Annotated in this window: 22 protein-coding genes; 21 read left to right on the top strand and 1 reads right to left on the bottom strand. The window is 66.9% G+C overall.

What is annotated here, in order from left to right; all coding sequences use genetic code 11:
- Positions 1-78 precede the first annotated feature (78 nt).
- On the bottom strand, positions 79-744 hold the full coding sequence (locus tag CH42_RS12530) for a FadR/GntR family transcriptional regulator (protein ID WP_053353450.1): 666 nt from the start codon (positions 742-744) through the stop codon (positions 79-81).
- A 174-nt stretch (positions 745-918) separates the two neighbouring features.
- Here CH42_RS12530 and CH42_RS12525 point away from each other — a divergent pair, with 174 nt between their 5' ends.
- The 21 genes from CH42_RS12525 (at position 919) to CH42_RS12425 (ending at position 25,687) form a co-directional block, all read left to right on the top strand.
- Positions 919-2,406 (top strand): amino acid permease, encoded by a 1,488-nt coding sequence (locus CH42_RS12525; RefSeq protein WP_053353449.1) that lies wholly within the window; start codon positions 919-921, stop codon positions 2,404-2,406.
- On the top strand, positions 2,403-3,461 hold the full coding sequence (locus CH42_RS12520; RefSeq protein ID WP_082309422.1) for an asparaginase domain-containing protein: 1,059 nt from the start codon (positions 2,403-2,405) through the stop codon (positions 3,459-3,461). Before CH42_RS12525 ends, CH42_RS12520 begins: the two co-directional genes overlap by 4 nt.
- A gap of 234 nt (positions 3,462-3,695) precedes the next feature.
- Positions 3,696-5,960, top strand: a complete 2,265-nt coding sequence (locus CH42_RS12515) for a polyribonucleotide nucleotidyltransferase (protein ID WP_053353447.1) — start codon at positions 3,696-3,698, stop codon at positions 5,958-5,960.
- Positions 5,961-6,087: 127 nt separating this feature from the next.
- The gene (locus CH42_RS12510) at positions 6,088-6,582 is read left to right on the top strand and encodes a thioredoxin family protein (RefSeq protein WP_075205386.1); all 495 of its coding nucleotides are present in this window, start codon (positions 6,088-6,090) and stop codon (positions 6,580-6,582) included.
- The gene (locus CH42_RS12505; protein WP_053353445.1) at positions 6,579-7,100 is read left to right on the top strand and encodes a DUF4395 domain-containing protein; all 522 of its coding nucleotides are present in this window, start codon (positions 6,579-6,581) and stop codon (positions 7,098-7,100) included. The genes CH42_RS12510 and CH42_RS12505 overlap by 4 nt, the downstream gene beginning before the upstream one ends.
- A 62-nt stretch (positions 7,101-7,162) precedes the next feature.
- Entirely contained in the window at positions 7,163-8,557 is a 1,395-nt protein-coding gene (locus CH42_RS12500) for a M16 family metallopeptidase (RefSeq protein ID WP_053353444.1), read from the top strand.
- A 46-nt stretch (positions 8,558-8,603) separates the two neighbouring features.
- Positions 8,604-9,362 carry a 4-hydroxy-tetrahydrodipicolinate reductase gene (gene dapB / locus CH42_RS12495; RefSeq protein ID WP_053353443.1) on the top strand — a complete coding sequence of 253 codons (759 nt, stop codon included), beginning with the start codon at positions 8,604-8,606 and terminating at the stop codon, positions 9,360-9,362.
- Entirely contained in the window at positions 9,359-9,817 is a 459-nt protein-coding gene (locus CH42_RS12490; RefSeq protein ID WP_239684039.1) for a hypothetical protein, read from the top strand. Before dapB ends, CH42_RS12490 begins: the two co-directional genes overlap by 4 nt.
- 113 nt (positions 9,818-9,930) lie before the next feature.
- Positions 9,931-11,529: an APC family permease gene (locus CH42_RS12485; RefSeq protein ID WP_053353442.1), complete on the top strand. Its 1,599-nt coding sequence runs from the start codon at positions 9,931-9,933 to the stop codon at positions 11,527-11,529.
- A 111-nt stretch (positions 11,530-11,640) separates the two neighbouring features.
- Positions 11,641-12,609: a GGDEF domain-containing protein gene (locus CH42_RS12480; protein WP_053353441.1), complete on the top strand. Its 969-nt coding sequence runs from the start codon at positions 11,641-11,643 to the stop codon at positions 12,607-12,609.
- A gap of 43 nt (positions 12,610-12,652) precedes the next feature.
- Positions 12,653-13,462 (top strand): thymidylate synthase, encoded by an 810-nt coding sequence (locus tag CH42_RS12475; RefSeq protein ID WP_053353440.1) that lies wholly within the window; start codon positions 12,653-12,655, stop codon positions 13,460-13,462.
- Positions 13,463-13,476: 14 nt separating this feature from the next.
- A complete protein-coding gene (locus tag CH42_RS12470; protein ID WP_082309439.1) occupies positions 13,477-13,977 on the top strand; it encodes a dihydrofolate reductase in 501 nt (166 codons plus the stop codon).
- A 23-nt stretch (positions 13,978-14,000) separates the two neighbouring features.
- Positions 14,001-14,978, top strand: a complete 978-nt coding sequence (gene dapA, locus CH42_RS12465; protein WP_053353629.1) for a 4-hydroxy-tetrahydrodipicolinate synthase — start codon at positions 14,001-14,003, stop codon at positions 14,976-14,978.
- A gap of 15 nt (positions 14,979-14,993) precedes the next feature.
- A complete protein-coding gene (locus CH42_RS12460; RefSeq protein WP_053353438.1) occupies positions 14,994-16,670 on the top strand; it encodes a ribonuclease J in 1,677 nt (558 codons plus the stop codon).
- Positions 16,671-16,674: 4 nt separating this feature from the next.
- Positions 16,675-17,748, top strand: a complete 1,074-nt coding sequence (locus tag CH42_RS12455) for a lipid II:glycine glycyltransferase FemX (RefSeq protein ID WP_053353437.1) — start codon at positions 16,675-16,677, stop codon at positions 17,746-17,748.
- Entirely contained in the window at positions 17,748-19,367 is a 1,620-nt protein-coding gene (murJ, locus tag CH42_RS12450) for a murein biosynthesis integral membrane protein MurJ (RefSeq protein WP_053353436.1), read from the top strand. The genes CH42_RS12455 and murJ overlap by 1 nt, the downstream gene beginning before the upstream one ends.
- On the top strand, positions 19,364-20,398 hold the full coding sequence (locus CH42_RS12445; RefSeq protein WP_053353435.1) for a lipid II:glycine glycyltransferase FemX: 1,035 nt from the start codon (positions 19,364-19,366) through the stop codon (positions 20,396-20,398). Before murJ ends, CH42_RS12445 begins: the two co-directional genes overlap by 4 nt.
- A gap of 115 nt (positions 20,399-20,513) precedes the next feature.
- Entirely contained in the window at positions 20,514-23,414 is a 2,901-nt protein-coding gene (locus CH42_RS12440; protein ID WP_053353434.1) for an FtsK/SpoIIIE family DNA translocase, read from the top strand.
- A 56-nt stretch (positions 23,415-23,470) separates the two neighbouring features.
- Positions 23,471-24,481, top strand: a complete 1,011-nt coding sequence (locus CH42_RS12435) for a hypothetical protein (RefSeq protein WP_053353433.1) — start codon at positions 23,471-23,473, stop codon at positions 24,479-24,481.
- Between the two features lie 10 nt (positions 24,482-24,491).
- Positions 24,492-25,088 (top strand): CDP-diacylglycerol--glycerol-3-phosphate 3-phosphatidyltransferase, encoded by a 597-nt coding sequence (gene pgsA / locus CH42_RS12430; protein WP_053353432.1) that lies wholly within the window; start codon positions 24,492-24,494, stop codon positions 25,086-25,088.
- Complete coding sequence (locus CH42_RS12425; protein ID WP_075205361.1) at positions 25,085-25,687, top strand: CinA family protein; 603 nt, start codon at positions 25,085-25,087, stop codon at positions 25,685-25,687. The genes pgsA and CH42_RS12425 overlap by 4 nt, the downstream gene beginning before the upstream one ends.
- The last annotated feature ends 20 nt before the right edge of the window (positions 25,688-25,707 follow it).

Genomic DNA, 25,707 nt, shown 5'->3' with positions numbered 1-25,707 from the left:
CCCATGCCGGCGGTTCCCTCGGGGGAGCCGCCGGCATCGCTGTGCGCGGCGCAGACGAGTGCGCGGGTCGGCGCGCGTTCAGCGGCCGGCGCGGATCGCCGAGGCGACCGCGTCGATGTGGTGCAGCGCGGCGCGCTCGGCCTCGAGCCGATCGCCCGATTCGATCGCGGCGAAGATCTCGGCGTGCTCGACATCCGAGGTGTGCTGACGCGCCTGCGTGATGTTCAGGAACTCTGACTGCAGGTCGAGCGAGCGACGCATGGAGGCGGTGATGCTCAGCAGTACCGAGTTGCGGCTCGCCTCGGCGACGAGGGTGTGGAAGTCGCGGTCGAGCCGCACCCATTCGTGCAGCACCGAGGTGTCGCGCATGCGGGCGAGCAGACGGCGCATGGCGTCGAGTTCTTCGGTGGTGCGGCGCTCTGCGGCGTGGCCGGCGGTGGGCACCTCGACGTGGATGCGTGCTTCCATCAGGTGATCCGGATCGAACCCGCCGAACTCCGAGACACCCGACGGCGTCTTCGAGAGCACGTAGGTGCCGCTGCCGCTGCGGGTCTCTGTGAGGCCGAGCGTTGCGCAGGCATGCAGCGCCTCACGCACCACGGAGCGACTCACACCGAACTGCTTGGCCAGTGCGAGCTCGCCGGGAAGCCGGTCGCCCACGGCGAGCGTCTGATCGTCGATGAGTCCCCGAATGGCGCTGAATGCGGCTTCGGTCGCGCTGACGCGCTGAACGGGGGAGTGCATGTTGGGGGAACCTTTCGGGAGCGCGTCGCGGTCTCCCTGGCGGAGTGGTCGGCGTCGGCGCAGATCTACTCGAATAAGGATATTGAGATTCTATCGGATTCGGGTAATCTGTCTGACAGCCGGACAGATGTGCGCACAGCGGCGCCACCGAGCGACAGAGAAGGGTCTCGACTCATGAACAAAGAAGTTCTTCCGCCCCACGCGGCGTCGGGCGAAGCCGTCGACGCCGGCGATAGCGGGTATCACCGCGGTTTGAAGCGCCGACACCTCACCATGATCGCGATCGGCGGCTCGATCGGCACGGGCCTCTTTCTCGGCGCCAGCGGCCGCATGGAGATCGCCGGACCGTCGCTCGCCTTCGTCTACATCATCTGCGGCATCTTCGCGTTCCTCGTCGTGCGCGCGCTCGGCGAACTCGTCATGTATCGCCCCTCCTCTGGGGCGTTCGTCTCGTACGCGCGCGAGTTCATGGGGGAGAAGGGCGCCTACACCGTGGGCTGGCTCTACTTCCTGAACTGGTCGACGACGGTCATCGCCGACATCACCGCCGTCGCGCTGTATCTGCACTTCTGGGCGGTCTTCGTGCCCGTGCCCCAGTGGCTGCTCGCGCTGATCGCACTCGCGATCGTCTTCGCGATGAACGTCGCCTCCGTCAAACTCTTCGGCGAGATGGAGTACTGGTTCGCGATCATCAAGGTCGGCGCGATCGTCATCTTCGGCCTGATCGGCATCTATCTCGTCGTCACGCAGACCCCAGTCGATGGGCACACTCCGGGTTTCCAACTCATCACCGACAACGGCGGCTTCTTCCCGAACGGGATCGGTGCGATGTTCGTGATTGCGCTCGGCGTGGTGTTCGCGTTCGGCGGCACCGAGATGGTGGGCGTCGCGGCGGGCGAATCGGAGAACCCGCGCGCGGCGATCCCGAAGGCCGTCAACTCGATCATGTGGCGCATCATTCTCTTCTACGCGGGTTCGGTGATCCTCTTCACCCTGCTGCTGCCGTGGAACGCGTACTCGGGCAGCGAGAGCCCCTTCGTCACCGTGATGAACTCGATCGGCATTCCCTACGCGGGCGACATCATGAACGTTGTGGTGCTGACCGCGGCCATGTCGAGCCTCAATGCGGGGCTGTACGCCACGGGTCGCACGCTGCGCTCGATGGCGGTCGCGGGTACCGCGCCGGCGTTCGCGAAGCGCCTCAACTCCGCAGGGGCGCCCTACGGTGGCATCATGATCACCGCGGCGATCGGTGTGGCCGGTGTCGGGCTCAACTTCATCGTGCCGGCGCGCGCCTTCGACATCGTGCTGAACCTCGCGGGCATCGGCATCGTCGGCACCTGGGCCGCGATCATGGTCTGCCACTGGCTCTACGTGCGCCGCACGCAGCGCACCGGCGAGAGCCGCCCCACGTACCGTTTGCCGTTCGCGCCGATCACCAACAGCGTGACGCTGATCTTCCTCGTCGGTATCGTCGTGCTGATGGCGCTCGACGCCGCAGTGGGCCAGATCACACTGCTCGTGTTCCTCGGGGTCGTCGTGCTGATGGTGCTCGGCTGGTTCGTCGTGCGTCGCCGCATCAACGCGGCCGCCTTCACCTCGGCATTCGCGATTCCGGAGGCCGCGCTCGACACCGACGAAGCGGATCGCGACGTTCGATGATGACGAGTGACGAGCAGCGCCGACTGCTGGTGGTGTACTGCGGGGGCACGTTCGGCATGCGCGAATCGGGCCATGGGCTTGCGGCGCAGACCAATTTCGGGGCTGAGCTCGCCGCGCTCGTGCGCGAGGCCGAGCGGGTGATCGGGCGACCGGTCGTGTGGGAGCTCGCCGAGCCGGCCGAGATCATCGACAGCGCGGAGGCCGGCCATGGCACGGCGCTCGAAATCGCCGACATCGTGCGCGAACGTGCGGTCGCGGCGGCGGCTGCGGGATCGCCGCTGGTCGGTGCGCTCGTCGTGCACGGCACGGACACGCTGGCGCACAGCGCGGCGCAAGCGGCCTTCGCCTGCGCCGATCTCGCGCTGCCGATCGTCTTCACGGGCGCGCAGCATCCGCTCGGAACAGCCGGCGGTGACGCGGGCACCAACTTCGTGGACGCGTTCGCGGAAGCGACCGCGGACGGCGCTGCGGGAGTGCGCATCGTGTTCGGCGGCCGGTCGCTTCCGGCCGTGCGTGCCGTGAAGCGATCGAGCGAGGCCGACGACGCGTTCGATGCGCGCCGGCCGCTCGGCGAGGGCGCGGTGCTCCCGGATCGCGCGGCGGCAGCACTTGCCGGCGCCGCGCGATCGGCGGCGCCGCGCGTCGGCATGCTGAGTGCGGTTCCCGGCCTGCCGCCGAAGCTGCTCGAAGCGGCGATCGATGCCTTTCCTGACGGGCTCGTGCTCGAGTGCTACGGCGCTGGCACTGCGCCGTTCTCGGGGGAGCGGGCGCGCGAGGTGCTGCACGCGGCTGGGGAGCGCGGTGTGCCGATCCTGGCGATCACCCGGTGCGAGGACGGTGCCGTCGAACTGCCGAGGTACGCGGTCGGGGCCGTGCTCGCCGATGCCGGGGTCGTCGGCGGAGCCGATCTCACAGCGGAAGCCGCGATCGCGAAGCTGCGGGCGCTCGTGCGGGCGGGCTTTTCGGGGGCGCAGCTGCGCGCGTTGCTCAGCGAGAACCTGATCGGCGAGCAGCGCCCCGCCCGAGCGGATGAATCGAGCCCCGACTTCCGCTGAATCTCGGGGCTTCTCCGGGCATGAATGCTACGCTGGTGGGGCGGGCAATCGCCCGCAGCAACGAAGAATCGAGCACGTCGGCAGGCGGGCTGGTCTTCGGTGGTGGATCCCTCTGAATCCGAGCGCGGTTGCAGGGTGGTCGTCTACTGAACATCAGCTCCCGCGCACGCCGCACGCCAGGTGCGTCCTCTCCGGGACTGTCGGCCGCGTGCTCTCGTGAGTAAGGAGAACCCTGTGGAGGGTCCTGAAATCAAGTTCGCCGAGGCCGTTCTCGATAACGGCAAGTTCGGCAAGCGCACCATCCGGTTCGAGACCGGCCGTCTTGCACAGCAGGCTCAGGGCGCCGTCGCGGCCTACCTCGACGAAGAGACGATGCTCCTCTCGGCCACCAGCGCATCGAAGCAGCCGAAGGATCACTTCGATTTCTTCCCGCTGACCATCGACGTCGAGGAGCGCTCGTACGCCGCGGGTAAGATCCCCGGCTCGTTCTTCCGTCGTGAGGGCCGCCCCTCGACCGAGGCGATCCTCGTCTGCCGTCTGATCGACCGCCCGCTGCGTCCCTCCTTCGTGAGCGGTCTGCGCAACGAGGTCCAGGTCGTCATCACCGTGCTCTCGATCGCACCGGGCGAGTTCTACGACGCTCTCGCAATCAACGCGGCTTCGGCATCGACCCAGATCTCGGGCCTGCCGTTCTCCGGTCCGATCGCCGGTGTGCGCCTCGCGCTCATCGGTGACCAGTGGGTCGCGTTCCCGAATGTGGAGCAGCTCAAGGATGCCGTGTTCGACCTGGTCGTGGCCGGCCGTGTCGTCACCGACGCGCAGGGCAACGAAGACGTCGCGATCATGATGGTCGAGGCCGAAGCCACGGAGCAGAGCTGGGAGCTCATCCGCGGTGGCGCGACGAAGCCCAACGAGGCCGTCGTCGCCGAGGGCCTCGATGCAGCGAAGCCGTTCATCGCGCAGCTCGTCAAGGCTCAGTCGGAGCTCGCCGCGCAGTCGGCGAAGGAGATCGCTGACTACCCGGTCTTCCTGCCCTACACCGACGAGTTGCTCGCGGCGGTCGACGCCCTCGCTCGCACCGAGCTCGCACCGATCTACCAGATCGCCGACAAGCTCGAGCGCCAGGACGCCGATGACGCCCTGAAGGCTCGCGTCAAGGAGGCCATCGCGGCCAAGGTCGAGGCCGGGGAGCTCCCCGCATCGGCCAACGCCGAGGTTTCGGCCGCCTACAAGTCGGTCACCAAGGACATCGTGCGCAGCCGCGTGCTCACCGAGGGCGTCCGCATGGACGGCCGCGGCACCAGCGACATTCGCGCGCTCGACGCCGAGGTTCAGGTCATCCCGCGCGTGCACGGTTCGGCCATCTTCCAGCGCGGCGAGACCCAGATCCTGGGCGTCACCACGCTGAACATGCTCAAGATGGAGCAGCAGATCGATTCGCTGTCGCCGATCACGAGCAAGCGCTACCTGCACCACTACAACTTCCCGCCGTACTCGACCGGTGAGACCGGCCGCGTCGGCTCGCCGAAGCGTCGCGAGATCGGGCACGGCTTCCTCGCCGAGCGCGCGCTCGTGCCGGTGCTGCCGAGCCGCGAGGAGTTCCCCTACGCCATCCGCCAGGTCTCCGAGGCGCTGGGCTCAAACGGCTCGACCTCGATGGGCTCGGTCTGCGCTTCGACGCTGTCGTTGCTCAACGCCGGTGTGCCGCTGCGCGCACCCGTTGCCGGCATCGCCATGGGCCTGGTCTCCGACCAGGTCGACGGTGAGACCCGTTACGCCGCCCTCACCGACATCCTCGGTGCGGAAGACGCGCTCGGCGACATGGACTTCAAGGTCGCCGGTACCTCGGAGTTCATCACCGCGATCCAGCTCGACACCAAGCTCGACGGCCTCCCGGCCTCCGTGCTGAAGGGTGCGCTGACTCAGGCGCACGAGGCTCGCCTCACGATCCTGGGTGTGCTGAACCAGGCGATCGACGTCCCCGACGAGATGGCTCCGACCGCGCCTCGCGTGATCACGGTGAACATCCCCGTCGACAAGATCGGTGAGCTCATCGGCCCCAAGGGCAAGACGATCAACGGTATTCAAGACGAGACCGGTGCCGACATCTCGATCGACGACGACGGCACCGTCTACATCGGCGCCACCGATGGCCCCGCGGCCGAGGCTGCGCGCGCGCAGGTCAACGCGATCGCCAACCCGCAGAACCCCGAGGTCGGCGAGCAGTACCTCGGTACCGTCGTGAAGAACGCCGCATTCGGCGCCTTCGTGTCGTTGCTCCCGGGCAAGGACGGCCTGCTGCACATCTCCGAGGTGCGCAAGCTCGCCGGTGGCAAGCGTATCGAGAGCGTGGACGACGTGCTCTCGGTCGGCCAGAAGATCCTCGTGAAGATCACGAAGGTCGACGATCGCGGCAAGCTGTCGCTCGAGCCCGTCATCGACGAGGCTCCGGCGGAGGCTGCAGCCGAGGCTTCGGAAGAAGCTCCGGCCGCCGAGTAATCTCGACGCCTGAACGACAGCGCCCGCCGATCCGTCCTGCACGGATCGACGGGCGCTGTCGCGTGTGTCGACCTGTTTCGTCATCTGAATACACATCGATGCATTCGGGTGCATAATGGGTCACATTATGCAAGCGAATGTAGTGGTTGTCGTGCTCGCGGCGCTCGTCGTCGCGTCCCTCGGTCTCGGATGGGTGCTGCACCTGACGCGCACGCGTGTGCGTACCCCCGCGGCAGCGGACTCGGAACGCCTGCGGCCTGAGGCGTTCACGGTTCCGGGAAGTCATGTGGCACGGTTCGGGGAGCGACTCACGCTGGTGCAGTTCAGCACCGAAATGTGCGCGCGCTGCCCGGCTACGGCGCGCACGCTGAGCCGCGCCGCCGACACGCACACCGGTGTGGCGCACGTCGAGGTCGACGTCACCACACGCGATGACCTGATTTCGCGCTTCAACATCCTGCGTACGCCGACCGTGCTGATCCTCGACGGATCCGGCCGCCTGCGTACCCGTGTGTCGGGCCCCATCAGCGCAGCGCAGGCGACTCAACTGGTCGATCTCGCCCTCGCACCCGAACGCGACCCCCAGACCGAGGCGCGCCTGCTCGAACGGAGCTACCTGTGACGACCGCATCCGCAACACCGGCGCTCGTGCGAGACCGCGTCGACCCTCGGGGTCCCCGCTTCGCGGCAGCCATTACCGCGACACTGCTGTTCATCGCGGTCGCACTGTCGCTGGCAACGGGTTCCTCCGTCGACCCGACCGAATTGGCTCAGCGGACTCCGCTTGCGCGCCTGCTCGAGCCGGGTGCGCTGCTGCTGCTCGCATTGTTCGTGCTCTTCGTGTGGGGAGCTGCGGCGGGCGTGCGTCGGCACCCGTTCGGGCTCCTCTTCGCCGTGGCGATCCGACCCCGCCTCGCGCCGCCCACCGAGCTCGAAGCCGCGGCGCCGCCGACCTTCGCGCAGGGGGTGGGCGCATTCGTCACGGGAGTCGGGTTGCTGCTGCACGTGCTCGGCGTGCCGTGGGCCCTGCCGATCGCGGCCGCAGCCGCATTCATCGCCGCATTCCTGAATGCGGCATTCGCGTTCTGCCTGGGTTGCGAACTCTACCTGCTGCTGCGGCGCGCGCGGGTGATCCGCTGAATCAGTCGCGCGACGCATGGTGCCGGATCGCCGCGCCCGGCTGAGGCCCTAGGCTGAGGGGCATGCGTGCACCCATCCAGCTTCCACTCGACCAGGCAGAACTCACCGCAGATCTGAGCGGGGGCCTCGTGCGGCGCACCGTGCACCCCAGCGGTCTGCGCGTGCTCACCGAGCGTATGCCCGGTGCACGCAGCGCGTCGATCGGATTCTGGGTGGGCGTGGGGTCGCGTGATGAGCAGGCCGAGCGCGGGGATGCCCCGGGCAGCCTGGGATCGACGCACTTCCTCGAGCACCTCCTGTTCAAGGGCACCCCTTCGCGCGACGCCTATACGATTGCGACGGAGTTCGACCGCATCGGCGCCGAGCACAACGCGCTGACGGCCAAGGAGTACACCTGCTACTACGCGAAGGTGCGCGACGCCGACCTCGAAGTCGCCGTCACTATGCTCTCCGACATGGTCGCGAACTCGGTGATCGACGCCGATGAGTTCGAAACGGAGCGCGGGGTGATTCTCGAAGAGCTGGCGATGGCCGCCGACGACCTGGCCGACGTTGCGAACGAGCGCTTCTTCGAGGCCGTGCTCGGTACGCAGCACCCGCTCGGCCGACCGATCGGGGGGTGGCCGCAGACGATTCAGGAGGCGCGTCGCGACGACGTCGATCGGCACTACCGCGACCGGTACGATCCGTCGACGCTCGTCGTCACCGCGGCCGGCGCAGTCGATCATGATGCGCTCGTGGCGCAGGTGGTCGCCGCGCTCGATGCCTCAGCGGAAGAGCGGTGGCACACCGACCGTGCGGGGGCGCCCGTGCGCCGCCTGCAGCGCGCGGATACCGACTTCGCCGAAGCTACGTCGCTCGACGCGGCGCAGGCCGCCGAACCACGTGTGCAGATCACTGAGCGACCCTCTGAGCAGCTCAACCTGCTCATCGGTACGCACGGCTTCAGCGCGAACGATCCGCGCCGCTTCGCATTCGGCATCATGAACTCGGTGCTCGGCGGCGGCATGTCGAGTCGACTCTTCCAGGAGATCCGCGAGAAGCGCGGGCTGGCCTACACGGCCTACTCGTTCGGCGCGAGCTACTCCGACGCCGGGCTCTTCGCCATGTATGCCGGGTGCGCTCCGCAGAAGGCGGCAGAGGTCATCGAGCTGAGCCGCCTCGAACTGCGCGCCCTCGCGGATCGCGGCATCACCGCCGACGAACACGAGCGCGCGCTCGGCCAAATCGCCGGATCAACCGCGCTGGCGCTCGAAGATTCGGATACGCGCATGGGGCGACTCGCGCGTGCGGAACTCGGCAGCGGGGAGCTGTTCGATCTCGACGCGTCGCTGGAGCGCTTCGCCGCGGTCACGCTCGACGATATTCGCGACGTGGCGGCGCAGCTGGCCGCGCGCCCGCTCATGGTGGTTGCGGTGGGAGACGCGTCGCGATCCACCATCACCGAGCACGCCTGAGCCCGGCCAGTCCGAGCGTGCACCCGGCGCCCGGTAGCCTGGACGCATGACGCATCGTGTAGCCGTTTCGGGTTCGACGGGCCGCCTGGGCCGCCTCGTGTGCGAGGTGATCGAGGAGCACCCCGATTTCGAGCTGGTCGCACGCCTGCGCAGCTCGTCGGCGCCAGAGGAAGGGGCTGACGCCGACATTCTCATCGACGTCAGCCGCCCCGACGCGTCTCCTGAGATCGTGTTGCGGGGGCTTTCGCGGGGGCAGCAGATCATCGTCGGCACCAGCGGCTGGTCGTCGGAGCGCCTGGCCGAGCTCGAAGCGCGGCTCACTGAGCAGCCGGATCGCGGCGTGATCGTCGTGCCGAACTTCTCGCTCGGTTCGGTGCTCGGCACGGCGCTCGCACGCATCGCCGCCCCGTACTTCGACGCCGTCGAGATCATCGAGGCGCACCACCCCGGCAAGGTGGATTCGCCGAGCGGCACCGCAGTGCGCACCGCGGAACTGATGGCCGAGGCCCGCGCAGGTCGACCGGTCGACGCGCCGTTCGCCGAGCAGCCGGCGCGCGGCGAACTCGTTGCGGGCATTCCCGTGCACAGTCTGCGGCTCGCCGGAGTCGTCGCCAAGCAGGAGGTGCGCTTCGGCGGGCCCGGCGAAGTGCTGACGGTGACCCACGACACCCACTCGAACGAGGCCTATCGTGCGGGAGTGCGAGCCGCACTTGAGGCGATCGTCGCAGCGCGCGGCCTCACCGTCGGGCTCGACGCCCTCCTCGGGCTCGGCGCCATCGGCGCGCGCTCGGGGGGCGCAGCGTGAGCGGCCGCACCCGAGCCATCATTGGCGTCACGATCATGAGCGCCGTGCTCGTGCTCTACTTCGTGTTCGTCGGCATCCGTGCGATCGCCCTGCTCGGTTCCGGCGAGGTCGTTGCGATCGTGATGGGTGCTGCAATGCTCGTGCTGCCGCTCATCGGTGCGTGGGCGCTGCTCCGCGAAATACGCTTCGGCAGCTCGGCGACGCGTCTGGCGGATCGTTTGCAAGCCGAGGGAGCGCTCCCCGAAGAACCGGTGGCCACCCACCCGTCCGGGAGGCCGGATCGCGCGGACGCCGACGCGGCGTTCCCGCGCTACCGCGACGCCGTCGAAGCCGCGCCCGAGTCGTGGCGCGACTGGATGCGCCTCGGAATTGTCTACGACGCGTGCGGGGATCGGAAGCGCGCGAGGGGTGCGATTCGTCAAGCAATCGCGCTTGAACGACAGGATCTTCGGTGAGGTCCTCCACCGTTTCGTGAATCACTATCCACCTGCATAGACTCGATGCCCGGGCCACCACGTCCGGAGCATTCTGGAGCGCGCAATGATGCCCCGAAGTCTGGAAAGGTGACATGGCGAAGTACGATCTCAACGCACCGGAGCCCGCGACGCGGACGCTCGATTCCGTCAGCGGAATCAGCAAGAAGGGGCTCCCCTCCGGCACGGTCGGCGTGCTGGGTGCCCTCGTCATTGGCCTCTCGACGTGCGCCCCGGCATACACCCTCACGGCAGCGGTCGGGCCGGCGGCCAGCGAAGTCGGCTATCAGACCCCCGCGATCTTCCTGATGGGCTTCATTCCGATGCTGCTCGTCGCGCTCGGCTATCGCGCGCTGAACACGGCGATGCCCGACTCCGGCACCTCGTTCACCTGGGCGACTCGCGCGTTTGGCCCCTGGATCGGGTGGATGGCCGGGTGGGGCCTCATCGCCGCCACGGTGCTCGTGCTGTCGAACCTCGCCGGCATTGCCGTGGAGTTCCTGTTCCAGTCGCTCAGCATTCTGATGAACGATCACTCGATCGCGGAGCTCGCGACCAACAAATTCATCAACATTGCGGTGTGCCTCGGGTTCATGGCCCTCGCGACGTTCATCTCGTACCGGGGCATGACCTCGACCAAGATCTTCCAGTACGTCACGGTCGTCTTCCAGATGGCGGTCATGATCTGGTTCATCGTCGCGATGTTCGTCGGCTCGGGTGACCCCGCCAACGTCGAGGGCCGTACCCCTGAGCTCTCGTGGTTCAACCCGTTCGAAGTGTCGAGCTTCAGCGCCTTCGCCGCGGGCATCGCGGTCTCGATTTTCGTTTACTGGGGCTGGGACACCGTGCTCACGATGGGGGAGGAGACGAAGCCGTCGAAGGGTCGGCTCTCGACCGAGAGCAAAGCGGCGATGATCCTCATCGGTATTCTTCTCGTACTCTACGTCGGCACCGCGACGGCGACGGTCGCCTACGCGGGTCTCGGCGATGGGCCGACGGGCCTCGGCAACTCCGCGATCGTGGAGAACGTCTTCGCCGCCCTCGCGCATCCCGTGATGGGGCCGGCGGCGATCCTCCTGTCGCTCGCGATTCTCGTGAGCGCCATGGCCTCGATCAACTCCACCGCCATCTCGCCCGCGCGCACCCTGCTCGCGATGTCGCACTACCGCGCGCTGCCCGCAGCGATCAAGCGGGTGCACCCGAAGTACAAGTCGCCGCACATCGCGCTGCTGCTCTCGTCGATCGTCGCCTCCGTGTTCTATGCGGTGATGCGGTTCATCAGCGAGGACGTGCTGTGGGACACGATCACGGCGCTCGGCATGATGGTGTGCTTCTACTACGGCATCACGGCACTCGCGAGCCCCTGGTACTTCCGCAAGACGGCGGTGCGCGAGGGCGTCGGCTCGGTAATTTCGAAGCTCGTGCTGCCGGGTATCGGCGGTCTGCTGCTGCTGATCGTGTTCGTGAAGACCACCATCGACGCGATGGACCCGGAGGCCGGGTCTGGCAGCAGTATTGCTGGAGTGGGGCTCGTCGGCATCATCGGTGTCGCCGTGCTTGCCATCGGTGTCGTGCTGATGCTGCTCCAGGCGAAGGCGTCACCGGCGTTCTTCCGGGGCGGGGTGCTCGCGCGCGTCGATGCATCGAGCGACACCTCGGCCATGCCGGTGTTCGACGACGGCCTCGGCTCGTAGTTTCACGGGCTCCCGGTCGGCGGCGCACGATTCGTCGTGCGCCGCGCGGCATTCCAAGTGCATGTTCACCGGTCATGACATAGGATCAGATCTCTGACAGACGGGTGGGGCATGATCGCGGTGATTCACAGGATTCGTGCGCGCCAGAATGATCGCTCGATCGCGACGCTCGCGTTCCTTGCCGCGGGCATGCTCTTCGCGGGCGTCAACGCGACGCTGTTCCTGCCGCCGGGCGATCGGCGACCCGATCTCGTCGCGGTCGCTTTGGCCTGCCTGGTGCTCGCCGTCGCGGTCGCGATCGCGGGGGAGCGCTTCTCTGCGACGGCAGCGGGCATCCTCATGGTGGCCGCTTTCCTGGTGGTGGTTCCCTCGGTGCTGCTGGCCCCCGATCGCGTGCGCGCCCTGAACACGGCGCTCTTGTTCGGGCCGTTCTTTCTCTACCTCGTCTGGTTCTTCCCGATGTGGTTCGCGCGTCTGCTCGGCTACGCATGGATCGGGTTCGTCGACCTGTTCATCCTGCTGCGTCACGGCGTGGAGATGTCGTCGGTGCTGCTCACGCTCACGACGACGGGTCTGCTGCTCGGGGAGCTCATCGGCCTGTTTAAGCGTCGTCTCGAACGCGCGTCGCTGACCGACCCGCTCTGCGACGTGTGGAATTCGCGCGGATTCGCACGACTGCTTGAACGCGAGGTCGCGGGATCGCAGCGCAGTGGCCGACCGGTGACGCTCGTCTACCTCGATCTCGACGATTTCAAACTGATCAATGATCGACTGGGGCATTCCGAGGGCGATCGCGTGCTGCGCGACTTCGCGACGCAGATGCAGGATCGCTGCCGCCCCGGCGACGTCTTCGCCCGCTTCGGCGGAGACGAGTTCGCATTGCTGCTCGTCGATGCCGACGCCGACATGGCGCAGACCATCGCGGCGCGTCTGCACCGAGAAATTCCGACCCCCGGCTGGTCGTACGGAATCGCCGAGTGGCTGCCCGGCGAAAGCGCGGACGCGTTCATTTCGCGCGCCGATCTCGGCATGCTCACCGCGAAGCGTGCGCGCAAAGCGAACGACGGCGACGGGGCCTAACATCGGGCCGAAGCCGAGCCCGAGCCGCGATAGACTCCTGCTCGTGAGTGCGAATGCGATCCTGACCCCCTACGAAGATCTGCTGCGAGAGGTGTACGAGCACGGCACACAGAAGTCGGACCGTACCGGCACGGGCACGCGAAGCCTCTTCGGGCGGCAGATCCGATTCGATCTCGCGGAGTCGTTCCCGCTCATCACGACCAAGCGCGTGCATTTCAAGTCGCTCGCGGTCGAACTGCTCTGGTTTCTGCGCGGGGAGGGCAACACGCGGTATCTGACCGATCAGGGCGTCACCATCTGGGACGAGTGGGCCGACGAGAACGGCGACCTCGGCCCGGTCTACGGTGTGCAGTGGCGCTCTTGGCCGACACCCGACGGCGGTCACATCGATCAGATCGCGAAGGTCGTCGAGCAGTTGCGCGACACCCCCGACTCGCGCCGTATCATCGTGTCGGCCTGGAACGTCGCGGAGCTCGACAAGATGGCGCTCGCGCCGTGCCACGCGTTCTTCCAGTTCTACGTGGCCGACGGCAAGCTCTCGTGCCAGCTCTACCAGCGGTCGGCAGACATGTTCCTCGGCGTGCCCTTCAACATCGCCTCGTACGCGCTGCTGACGCTCATGCTCGCGCAGCAGGTCGGGCTGGAGCCCGGCGAGTTCGTGTGGACGGGCGGCGACTGCCACATCTACGACAACCACGTCGAGCAGGTGGAGCGGCAGCTGTCGCGAGATGCGTTCGCGTACCCGAAGATCGAGATCCGCAAAGCCGAATCGATCTTCGACTACACGCTTGAAGACTTCGACGTCGTCGGCTACGAGCACCACCCCGGCATCAAAGCGCCGGTCGCGGTCTGACCGTGCGCATCGGAATGATCTGGGCGCAGGCCCGCGCCGGAGCGATCGGCCGCGATGGTGACATGCCCTGGCGTCTGCCCGAAGACGCCGCGTTCTTCAAAGAGCAGACCCTCGGCGCGCCCGTCATCATGGGGCGCAGCACTTGGGAATCGCTGCCGGAGCGATTCCGGCCGCTGCCGGGCCGCGCGAACCTGGTGGTGACGCGCAACCCCGTGTTCGACGCCCCGGGTGCGCGCGTGGTGAGCTCGCTCGATGATGCCATCGCTGCGCTCGCGGGTGAAACCGAACCCGCAGATCGCGTGTGGGTCATGGGCGGCGGGCAACTCTACCGAGCGGCCATGCCGATCGCAGATGAACTTGTGGTGACGAAAATCGACCTCGACGTGCCAGACGCCGACACCTTCGCGCCCGAGATCGGCCCGGAGTGGCAACTCGTGGACCCCGGCACCCCGCAAATCTCGCGCACCGGGCTCGCATACCGCTTCGAACGCTGGGGCCGCGCGCGTTCCGTGTGAGATCGTCCGGTAGCCTAGTGTTCGTGGCACACCCAGAGAATCCGTTCGGTCAGGTCCTTGTTGCTCTCATCACGCCGTTCCAAGCTGATGGCGAAGTCGATTGGGCCGCGACCGAGAAGCACATCGACGACTGCATCTCGAACGGTGCGGACGGCATCGTGGTCACCGGCACGACCGGCGAGACCAGCACGCTGACCGACCCCGAGAAGCTCAAGCTCGTCGAGGTCGCGAAGTCGGTGTCGGGTGGGCGCGCCAAGATCATCACGGGCGGCGGGTCGAACGAGACCGCGCACGCAATCGAGCTGTACCGCGCCAGCGAGAAGGCCGGCGCTGACGGCGTCATGATCGTCACGCCGTACTACAACAAGCCGACCCAGGCGGGGCTGCTGACGCACTTCCGCATGGTCGCCGACGCGACCGACCTGCCGGTCATCCTGTACGACATTCCCGGCCGCACCGGTGTGCCGATCAAGTACGAGACGATCCTGCGGCTCGCGAAGCACCCCAACATCCTCGCTGTGAAAGACGCCAAGGGCGACTTCAGTGAGGTCAGTCGCGTGCTGAACCAGACCGATCTCATGTACTTCTCCGGCGATGACGCGAACGTGCTGCCGCACCTCTCGATCGGCGCCACCGGGCTCATCGGCGTGACAGCCAACATCGCCGCAGCACCGTACCGCACCATCATCGATGCGGTGAACGCCGGTGACCTGCACACGGCGCGCGAAGTGCATCAGCGACTCGAACCGCTGGTTCGCGCGGTCATGACCCACGTGCCGGGTACCGTCGCCGCCAAGTACATCCTCCACGGCCTCGGCCGTATCGGCAGCCCGCGCGTGCGGCTGCCCCTCGTCGGCCCGGAAGAGTGGGAGGCGGCGCTCATCGAAGACGAGCTCGCCCTCATCAAGGACTTCCCGGGTGTCGACCTCTCGAACTTCAGGCCGGACCGCAACGCGGCTGCCGGCGGTGCCCTGCCCCAGATCGCAGGCACCACCCGCTAACAAACAGGAGGCCCAGTGCCCAACCCCGTAATGACCCCGCCCAAGCTCGAGGCGGGAACCCTGCGCATCACTCCGCTCGGTGGTCTCGGCGAAGTCGGTCGCAACATGACCGTTTACGAGATCAACGGCAAGTTGCTCGTGGTCGACTGCGGTGTGCTCTTCCCCGAGGAGCACCAGCCCGGCGTGGACTTGATCCTGCCCGATATCTCGAAGATCGAGCACCGACTCGGCGACATCGTCGCGGTCGTGCTCACCCACGGTCACGAAGACCACATCGGCGCAGTGCCGTATCTACTCAAGCGACGCGAGAACATTCCGCTGATCGGTTCGAAGCTGACGCTCGCGTTCGTCGAGGCGAAGCTCAAGGAGCACCGCATTCGCCCGGAGACCCGCGTGGTCGCCGAGGGCGATCGCATCACCACCGGTCCGTTCGATCTCGAATTCATCGCGGTGAACCACTCCATCCCGGACGCGCTCGCGGTCGCGATTCGCACCGAGGCCGGCCTCGTCATCGGCACCGGCGACTTCAAGATGGATCAGCTGCCGCTCGACGGCCGCATCACCGACCTCCGCGCCTTCGCCCGCCTGGGCGAAGAAGGCGTCGACCTCTTCATGACCGACTCGACCAACGCCGAGGTTCCGGGCTTCACCGCACTGGAGAAGGACATCGGGCCGGTGCTCGAGCGCGTGATCGAAAAGGCGCCGGGCAAGGTCGTGGTCGCGAGCTTCTCGAGCCACGTGCACCGCGTGCAGCAGGTGCTCGACGCCGCGCAGAAGAACGGCCGCCGCGTCGTGCTGCTTGGCCGCTCCATGGTGCGCAACATGAAGATCGCGTCTGACCTCGGCTACCTCACCGTGCCCGAGGGCGTGCTGGTCGACCTGAAGAAGAGCGGCGACATCCCCGACGATCGCATCGTCTACATGTCGACCGGTTCGCAGGGCGAGCCGATGGCCGTGCTCTCGCGCATGGTCAACCAGGAGCACCAGGTCGAGATCGGCCCCCGTGACACCGTGATTCTGGCCTCGAGCCTGATCCCGGGCAACGAGAACTCGGTCTATCGCATCATCAACGGACTCATGAAGCTCGGTGCGAACGTCGTGCACAAGGGCAACGCCAAGGTGCACGTCTCGGGGCACGCTTCCGCGGGCGAGCTCATGTACTGCTACAACATCGTGCGCCCGAAGAACGTCATGCCGATTCACGGCGAGTACCGTCACCTCATCGCGAACGCTCGCGTCGCGATCGAGACCGGTGTGCCCCAGAACCGCACCGTCATCGCCGAGAACGGCACCGTCGTCGACCTGGTCGACGGCGTCGCACGCACCGTGGGGCAGCTCGAGATCGACTTCATCTACGTCGACGGCAAGAGCGTGGGGCGCGTCACCGACGACGACCTGCGCGATCGCCGCACGCTCGCCGAAGAGGGCTTCATCTCCGTCATCACGGTGGTGGAGACGAGCCTCGGTCAGATCGTCTCGGGCCCCGAGGTGCACGCCAAAGGGGTCGCCGAAGACGACCGGGTCTTCGACAAGATCAAGCCGCAGATCGCCGATGCGCTCGAGCAGGCGATGAAGGAAGGCGTCACCGATCAGCACGCGCTGCAGCAGATCACGCGCCGCACCGTCGGACGGTGGGTCGGCACGAAGCTGCGCCGCAAGTCGATGATCGTTCCCGTCGTGGTGGTGGTGTAACGCCGTGGCTCATGCTTCGGCGGGTGCGCATGCGCGCCTGGCCACCGCCGCCGAGCGCGCCGACTGGGATGCGCTCATCGCGGCGAACCCGGGCGGTGGCGAGGTCTGGCAGGGGGCCGAATACCTCACCGTGAAGCGTACGCAGAACCGGTACAAGGATCTCGCGGTGGTTGTCGAGCGCCCCGGTCGCCCGTCGCTGGCCGTCGGCGTGCTCGCGAAGCGGGTGCCGCTGCTCGGCTCATGGTGGCACGTGCCGGCCGGGCCCTCTGCTGAGGGCACGGATGAGGTGCTCGAGGCGGCCGGCGCGATCGGAGAGCTGGCGCGCTCACGCGGCGCGTTCCTGGCGAAGATCGAGCCCCGGCTCGGGCTGGCCGCGGTGCCTGAGATCCAAGGTGCCGGGTACGCGAGCACCGTGCGCATCATCCCGAACCCGTCGACCATCTTGGTCGATGTCTCCGGAACCGAAGACGACGTCTTCGCGCGTCTCGGTAAGAAGGCTCGCAACGCCATCAACCGGGCCCGCCGCGACGGCATCGTCGTGACCCGGGTCGATGCGACCCCCGAACACGCGGCCCAGCTCTATCGGCTGCTGCAGGAGACCGCTGAAGGCCGCTTCGTGCTGCGCTCCGAGCAGTACTACCGGGAGTTCTGGCGAGAGTTCTCAGCGGCGGGGCAGGGACAGATGTTCCTCGCGCATCGCGACGGCGCGCTCGTCGCCGGTGCGTATGCGATGGGGCTCGGCGCGAAGACGACCTACAAAGACGGCGCCTCGGTGCGCGCGAAAACGGCGTACGGCGCCTCGCACGCGCTGCAATGGGAGGTGCTGCGCTGGGCCAACGAGCGCGGTGCCGTGGTGCACGACCTGTGCGGAGCACCGCCCGCCGACCGCGCCGACGACCGGGAGCACCCGCTGTTCGGCGTGGGCCAGTTCAAGCGTTCGTTTGCGTCTGAGATCACCGACTACGCGGGGGCGTTCGACCTGCCGCTCAGGTCGTTGCCGTATCGTGCATGGGTCACGCTCGGCGACCGTCTCGCGCGGCGCGCCTCGCTCGCCCTCCGGAAGGATCCGTACTACTAATGGCCGCTGGTCTCATCCGCGCGAGCGCGATCATGGCGTCGGGCACGATGGTGTCGCGCGTGCTCGGGCTCGTGAAAGCGGTGCTGCTCGCGTACGCGATCGGAAACGTCGGCTCGCTCTCGGCCGACGCGTTCGCGAACGGCAACCTGCTGCCGAACACGATCTACATGATCTTGCTCGGCGGTGTGTTGAACGCCGTGCTCGTGCCCCAGATCGTGAAGGCCGCGCACGGAGCTGATGGCGGCGCCGGCTACATCAACAAGATCCTCACTCTGGCGACCACGGCGCTCGTCGGCATCACAATCATCGCGATGCTGGCGGCGCCGTGGCTCATGCACGTGCTGGTTGCGGATTGGAGCGAACAGCAGATCGCCCTGGCGACGGGGTTCGCCTACTGGTGCATTCCGCAGGTCATCTTCTATGGCATCTACACGGTCATGGGGGAGGTGCTCAACGCGCGCAGCATCTTCGGCCCCTTCACCTGGGCGCCCGTGCTCAACAACCTCATCGCTATCGCCGGCATCATCGCGTTCATCGTGATGTTTGGTTCGGATCCGAAGGGTCTGCTCGCCGTGACGGGTTGGTCGCCGGTGATGATCGGCCTGCTCGGGGGCTCAGCGACCCTCGGCATCGTCGCGCAGGCGCTCGTGCTCTTCGCGTCCTGGCGCAAAGCCGGCATCCGCTACCGTCCCGACTTCTCCTGGCGCGGTGTCGGGCTCGGGCACACCGCGCGCATCGCCACCTGGACGCTCGCCATGGTCGGCGTGATGCAGATCGGCGGTGTGCTCACGAACCGCATCGTATCGATCGGCTCAGGGGCTGGCCCCTCGTCAAGCGCGATGCAACTGGTGTGGCTGATCTTCATGATGCCGCACTCGGTGATCGCGGTGTCGCTCGCGACCGCCTACTTCACCCGGCTCGCGGAGTGGGGGCAGTCGCGACGCATGGCCGAGTTCCGGGAGGATCTCTCGGCCTCGCTGCGCCAGGTGTCGCTGGTGATGATGCTCGCGTCGATCGCGATCATCGCGGCGGCGCCGTTTGTCAGCCGCATCATCAATGTCGGAGCGAAAGAGGAGCAGGTCGACCAATTCACCGAACCGCTGATCGCCTACGCCGTGAGCCTGGCCGCCTACAGCTTCCTGTTCGTCGTGCAGCGTGCGTTCTACGCGCTCTCTGACACCCGCACCCCGTTCGTCTTCACGACCATTCAGATGGCGATCGTTCTCGTGCTCTCGTTCGGCATGACGTTCGTGGTCGAGCCGCGCTACATCGGGCTCGGTTTCGCGGCAATCTGGTCATTTGCCACGATCGTCGAGACGGTACTCGCCGTCTGGCTGCTGCGTCGCCGCATCCAAGCCCTGGACGGACTCCGCATTTTGCGCAGCATCGTGAAGTTCGTGCTCGCGAGCATTCCGGCGCTCGGCATAGGCTTGCTCGTGACCTGGCTGTTGCGCATGCAGTTCGGGCAGGTCAACGCCGTGGTTGCCGTCGTGCTGGCACTCGTGGTCGCCGCTATCGTCACCATCATCTATCTCGGGGTGCTGCGCCTGCTGCGCTCGCCCGATCTCGCGGAGCTGACCGGATTCATCAGCCGCAAACTTGGAAGGACCCGATCGTGACCACCCTGAACGTCGCCCCCTGCACCGACCGGGCGCTCTGGGACGCCACCGTTCGCACTCTGGGTGGCCATCCGCTGCAGCTCTGGGGCTGGGGCGAACTCAAGTCGGCGCACCGCTGGAGCGCGGAGCGTGTGCTCGTGCGATCCGGCGATGCGAGCGATGCGCCAATCGTCGGCGCCGCGCAGCTGCTCACCCGGGCGCTGCCCGGGCCGCTCGGCGGCTTCGTGTACGCACCTCGGGGCCCGGTGGTGGCTCGCGAGCCCGGTGCCGAAGACACCCCGGCGACCGTTCCCGGGAGCGCCGCGGTCTCGGACGCCATCGCCGCGCACGTGCACCGCACGCGCCGCGCAGTCGCGATGTCGATCGAGCCCGATGAAGATGCGGGAGCGTTTCCGCTCTCGCACACGTGGCGCACGGCCGAGACGTCGGTGCTGCCGGCGCGGACGCTGATCCTTGATCTCCGCAAATCAGAAGATGACCTGCTCGCTGACATGTCGAAGAAGCACCGTCAGTACGTGCGCAAGGCGGGCCGCGAAGAATCACTCGAGATTCGCCCCGTGGAGACGATCGCGCAGCTCGATGTGTGCCTCGAGGTCTACCGGCAAACGAGCGAGCGAGCCGATTTCGGCCTGCATGAGGATTCGTACTACCACGACGCCTTCACCATGCTCGGCGACGATTCGCCCGTGTGGGCGGCGTATGTCGACGATCGCCCCGTGGCCTTCCTGTTCATGGCGAAGTCCGACCGCACCGCGTTCGAACTTTACGGCGGCATGGACGAGACCGGGCAGCGCCTGCGAGCGAACTACGCGCTGAAGTGGCACGTGATTCGGCACATGAAGTCGATCGGCATCGAGCGGTACGACTTCGGTGGGCTCATCAACGACGGTGTGACGACGTTCAAGAAGGGGTGGGCCTCGCACGAGAACCTGCTCGCCGGCACCTGGGATCGCCCGGGCCCCGGGTATGCGCTCTGGACGAAGGGCCTACCGCTCGCGAAGCGTGCGGTGCGCGCGCTGCGCCGACGCTGATACGGCTGCCAGCACGCCGCTGCGCGGTCTGCAGTGATGCGGCGGAGTGCGGCGATTCCGGGGGAGCCCGGAGCGTCAACTCGCCAATGTCGGCGGTCGAACGTACCCTCTAAGCATGGCCAGTAAAGCTTCGTCGCGCCAGCAATCGGGCAAGACCGCGGCACGGGGTACCCGTTCCACGGCAACCCGGGCGACCGCAAAAACGAAGGTGCTCGCCGAGCCGGTGCACACGGACGGGGTGCTCGTGCGCGCCTGGAACGGGCTCGCACACGCCGTAGGCGCTGCCGCCCGCGCGTTCCGCGTCGAGCCGCTGGCACCTGAAGATCGCCGCGATGGTGTGCCATTGCTGCTGGTGCTGCTGGCCGTCGTCGGAGCCGTCATTGAGTGGTTCTTCATCGGCCAGCCGTTCGCCGTCGCAATGGATGCATGGTCGTTCGGCGGCCTCTTCGGTCGTGTAGCCTTCGGGTTGCCCATCGTCATGGTCGGCTTCGCACTCTGGCTCTTCAACCATCCGTCGAGCGTGCACGACAACCGGCGCATCGCGACCGGTCTGACGCTTGCGGTGCTCTCGGTCGCCGGCCTCTGCCACCTGTACGGGGGGCGCCCGAATCCCTGGGAGCACCCGCAAGAGCTCAGTGCGGCCGGTGGTGTATTCGGATGGCTCGTCGGTGGCGCACTCGGCTATCTCACGTTGTGGGTGGCAGTGCCAGTACTCTCGATCATCATTCTGATGTCGGTGCTCATCATCACGAAGACGCCGCCATCGCGCATTCTTCAGCGCCTGCGCGAGGCCTACGCGTTCTTGTTCGGAGTAAGCCCCGCGGAGCCGGGTGACGCTCAAGCCAGTGAATCCCCGCGCCGTGGGCGCGGAGCGGAGAAAGACGAGCCCCAAGCACTCTTCGATCTCGAATCCGAAGACGGTGACGGCGGATCGATTCCGTGGTGGCGGCGCACGGCGTCGGGTCGCGAGGAAGACCCCGAGTACGCGGGCGATCGCAATGGTCTGGACGCCGTGCTCGGGGGCCACGAACCCGAGCCTGATCGCGGGGGTGCGTTCGAGAAGGCCCTCGAGCCTGAGACCGTCACCGACGTGTTCCCGTCCGACTTGTTCGATGATCTGGATCAGGCCGAGGCGGCGGTGCAGGCGGCGACGCCCGCACCCGCATCGGGTTTGGGAGATGACTCCTGGGACTCTTTCGGCGAGCCAGCTCAGACCGCCGTCGTTCCGGTGGAATCGGCTGACACATCAGCCGACGCTGACGCGTCCCCCTTCATCGTCGCACCTCCGCATGATCCGGTTAGCCAGGCCGCTTACCGGCTTCCCGATCAATTCGCGCTCGCCACCGGCGACGCGCCGAAGACACACACCGAAGCCAACGACCAGATCATGGCCGCGCTGGCGCGCGTCTTCGAAGAGTTCAAAGTCGACGCCCGCGTCACGGGGTTCTCCCGCGGCCCGACCGTGACCCAGTACGAGGTCGAGCTCGGCCCGGGCGTCAAGGTCGAGAAAGTCACCGCGCTCTCGAAGAACCTCTCCTATGCTGTGGCGTCGAACGAAGTCCGTATTCTGTCTCCGATCCCGGGCAAGAGCGCCATCGGTATCGAGATCCCGAACCAGGATCGCGAGAACGTTGCGCTCGGCGATGTGCTCCGTTCGAACAAGGCGCAGCGCAGCACGCACCCGATGACCATCGGTGTGGGTAAGGACGTCAAGGGCGGGTTCGTCGTGGCGAATCTCGCGAAGATGCCGCACCTGCTCGTCGCCGGTGCGACCGGTTCGGGCAAGTCGAGCTTTATCAACTCGATGATCACGAGTCTGCTGATGCGCTCCACGCCGGCCGAAGTGCGCATGGTGCTGGTCGACCCCAAGCGCGTCGAGCTCACCGTCTATCAGGGCGTGCCGCATTTGATCACCCCCATCATCACGAATCCCAAAAAGGCCGCCGAAGCGCTGCAGTGGGTCGTGAAAGAGATGGACATGCGGTACGACGATCTCGCGAGTTTCGGCTTCCGCCACATCGACGATTTCAACGAAGCCGTGCGCTCAGGCGGCATCGTGCTCCCCGAGGGCAGCCAGCGCGTGCTGAAGCCCTACCCGTACCTGCTCGTCGTTGTCGACGAGCTCGCCGACCTCATGCTCATCGCGCCTCGCGATGTTGAGGACTCGATTCAGCGCATCACTCAGCTCGCTCGCGCGGCGGGTATTCACCTCGTGCTCGCGACCCAGCGCCCCTCGGTGAACGTGGTGACGGGCGTCATCAAGTCGAACGTGCCGAGCCGATACGCCTTCGCCGTGGCCTCGGGAACGGACTCCCGGGTCATCCTGGACGAGGTCGGCGCTGAGCGCTTGATCGGTCAGGGCGACGGACTCCTGCTGCTCAACGGAGAATCGACTCCGATGCGCGTGCAGGGCGCCTGGGTCGGTGAAGCCGAAATCGCTCAGGTCGTGGCGCACGTCAAAGCGCAGGCGCAACCTGAGTACCGGGCCGACGTGCAGCAAGTCGTCGAGAAGAAAGACATCGATGAAGACATCGGTGATGATCTCGAGGTGCTGCTCGCGGCGATTGAACTCGTGGTCACCTCGCAGTTCGGCTCCACCTCGATGCTGCAGCGCAAACTCCGTGTCGGGTTCGCCAAAGCGGGTCGGCTCATGGACCTGATGGAGTCCCGCGACATCGTCGGCCCGTCGGAAGGTTCGAAGGCCCGTGACGTCCTCGTGAGTCCGGAACAGCTTCCCGAAGTTATCGCACGCATCAAGGGCGGAGGCTCGCCGGCAGCGTCGGCATTCGTCACGCCAACCGGTGCCCCTGTTGCGGCTGCTTCGGCTTCGGCGGTCGTCGACCCGACACCGACGACGCCCCTCGACGCCGCGACTGATGTCATCGAACCGCTGGGCACCGAACACGGCTATGGCGACACGAGGTACGACGACCCCGTCGCGCAGTACCAGGCTTCGCTCGAAGAAGTGGACGGCGATACCGATGAAGACGCCTGGCAGCTGACCGGACGCGATTGACGATGCGCCGGCCAGCTCTGCAGTGATCACCCGATCGACCGACTCGAGGAGGACCCATGACCCTGGCAGATGAGACGGCGGAGCGCACGAGTTCTCCGAAGTGGATGTGGGGAGTCACCGGGGCGCTCGCGGTCGTAGTGCTCGGGGGAGCCGGTGCCGTTGTCGCGATCGATGCGCAGGGCAACGATCGCGGAGCGGTGCGAGCGGTTGCCGAGTCGTATGTGGCCGCGGTCGAATCCGGCGACGTCGCCCGAGCGGAAGCGCTGTTCGATGGCCGGGAGACGTCGGGTGCAGTGGTCACCCTGTCACCCGAGGTCGTCGGTTCGGCCGCGCTGATCGCATACCCCGAATTGGAGCAATTCCGCGTCGACTTCGACGGTGGTCGTGCAGCGGCAGACGTGCGGTTCGAACTCGATGGGGAACCCTACTCCGACCTGCTCCAGCTGCGTCGCGATGCCGAAGGCGACTGGCGGGTGACCGGAGGTCTGCGGTACGAGGTCGAGCTCGATTCGGCGTCCCGCGGAGCGTTGGCGTTCCGAGGCATGGACCGCGCGTTCCCGAATGACACCGAGTCGCTCACGATGTACGCCGGCGTCTACACGTTCGTCTCACATAACAAGTACTTCATCACCGACAACGATGCGGAGTATGTTGCCGCATCGCCGTACGGGTCGATCTACGCGACGGACTGGTTGCGCCCCGGCCCCGGGTACGACGCCGAGGTGCAGCGTCAAGTTGAAACGGTGTTTGCCGAATGCGCGGAGTCAGGCACACTCGATGCCCTGCGCAGCTGCGGCATTGAGGGGCCCGAACCTGACGCGAGATTCGCGAGTTCGTCAGAAGTGTCGATCTCCGTTGAGATGGAGCGCGTACCGACCGCCAGAGTCGAACCTGGCAGCACGGGGTGGGCGACTCTTGCGGACCGTGGCAGCTTCGCTCTCACCTACACCGGGCGCGATGCATCGGGTCAGCGGGTGACCGATCAGACCACGGCTTCGGCGCAGTACGCCGACCTCGAGATTGCCGCGACCGAAGACGGCCTCAGCGTCGAAGTACTGAACTACTAGGCTGCTCATCATGACCGGCATCGAGCAGCCCGCTGCTGCACCCAGCAATTGGAACGCCCCGAATATCATCACCGGCGCGCGAATCGTCGCGACACCGTTCTTCCTGTGGATGCTGCTTGCCGGAGGAGCCGACGGTCCGTGGCGATGGGCCGCGGCCGTGTTCTTCGTCTTGGCGATCGCCACCGATGCCTGGGACGGCCATCTCGCCCGGTCTCGGGGCCTGATCACGGATCTCGGCAAGCTGCTCGATCCGATCGCCGACAAATTCTTGACGGGCGCTGCGCTCGTCGGGTTGTCGATCCTGCTCGAACTGCCGTGGTGGGTGACGACGGTCATTCTGGTGCGCGAGATCGGCATCACCATCCACCGTCTGATGGTGGCGCACGATGTCGTGCTGGCCGCAGCCTGGGCCGGGAAGCTGAAGACGGTGGCACAATCGGTCGCGATCACGCTCGCACTGCTCCCGCTGGCCAGCGTGATGGGGCCCGCCGCGCCAATCGCGGTGTGGGCCAATATCATTACGATGACGATCGCTCTTCTCCTCACCATTTACAGCGGCATCGATTACGTGCTCGGCTACCTGCGGGCCCGAAACGCGGCGCGATGACCACATCGCGACTCGGGCAGGAGGTCGTGTCGCGCGCGACCCGCCTCACCGCGCGTATCGCGATCGCGGAATCTCTGACTGGTGGGATGCTGACCGACGCGATCGTTTCGATTCCGGGGGCCTCGCACGTGCTGAACGGGGGCATCGTGGCGTACGACACGTCGCTCAAACGAACGTTGCTCGGCGTGGATGCCGAGCTCCTGCGCCGACAGGGTCCGGTCGACCGCGAGGTGGCGATCCAAATGGCAGCCGGCGTGCGCGTCGCCTGCGCGACGCCGCGCACGACATCAGCCGCCGCACCCGCCGAGTTCGGCATCGCCACGACAGGCGTCGCTGGGCCGGACCCCGATCCGCAGACCGGGCAGCCTGCAGGTACCGTATGGATCGCTGTCGCCTGGGACGGGGGCGTCGAGTGCGAAGAGCTTGCCTGCTCGGGCGACCGTGCTGCGGTGCGCGAAGCGACCGTCGTGCGAGCCCTGCAACTTCTGCACCGAGTGCTTGAGATCGTCGAGTACGCCGCACCGCACCGTGCCTGCCCCGACTCTCGCTACGCTGGAGGCGAAACGGTCACCGCAGATCGCGGCGACCCCGTTCCGTAAAGGGGAAACGAGAGTGCCGA

Origin of the sequence: Leucobacter musarum subsp. musarum (genome assembly GCF_001273845.1) — a bacterium.
Lineage (GTDB): Bacteria > Actinomycetota > Actinomycetes > Actinomycetales > Microbacteriaceae > Leucobacter > Leucobacter musarum.
The sequence above is the reverse complement of the archived record's forward strand: the minus strand, read 5'-3'. Positions and strand labels throughout refer to the sequence as shown.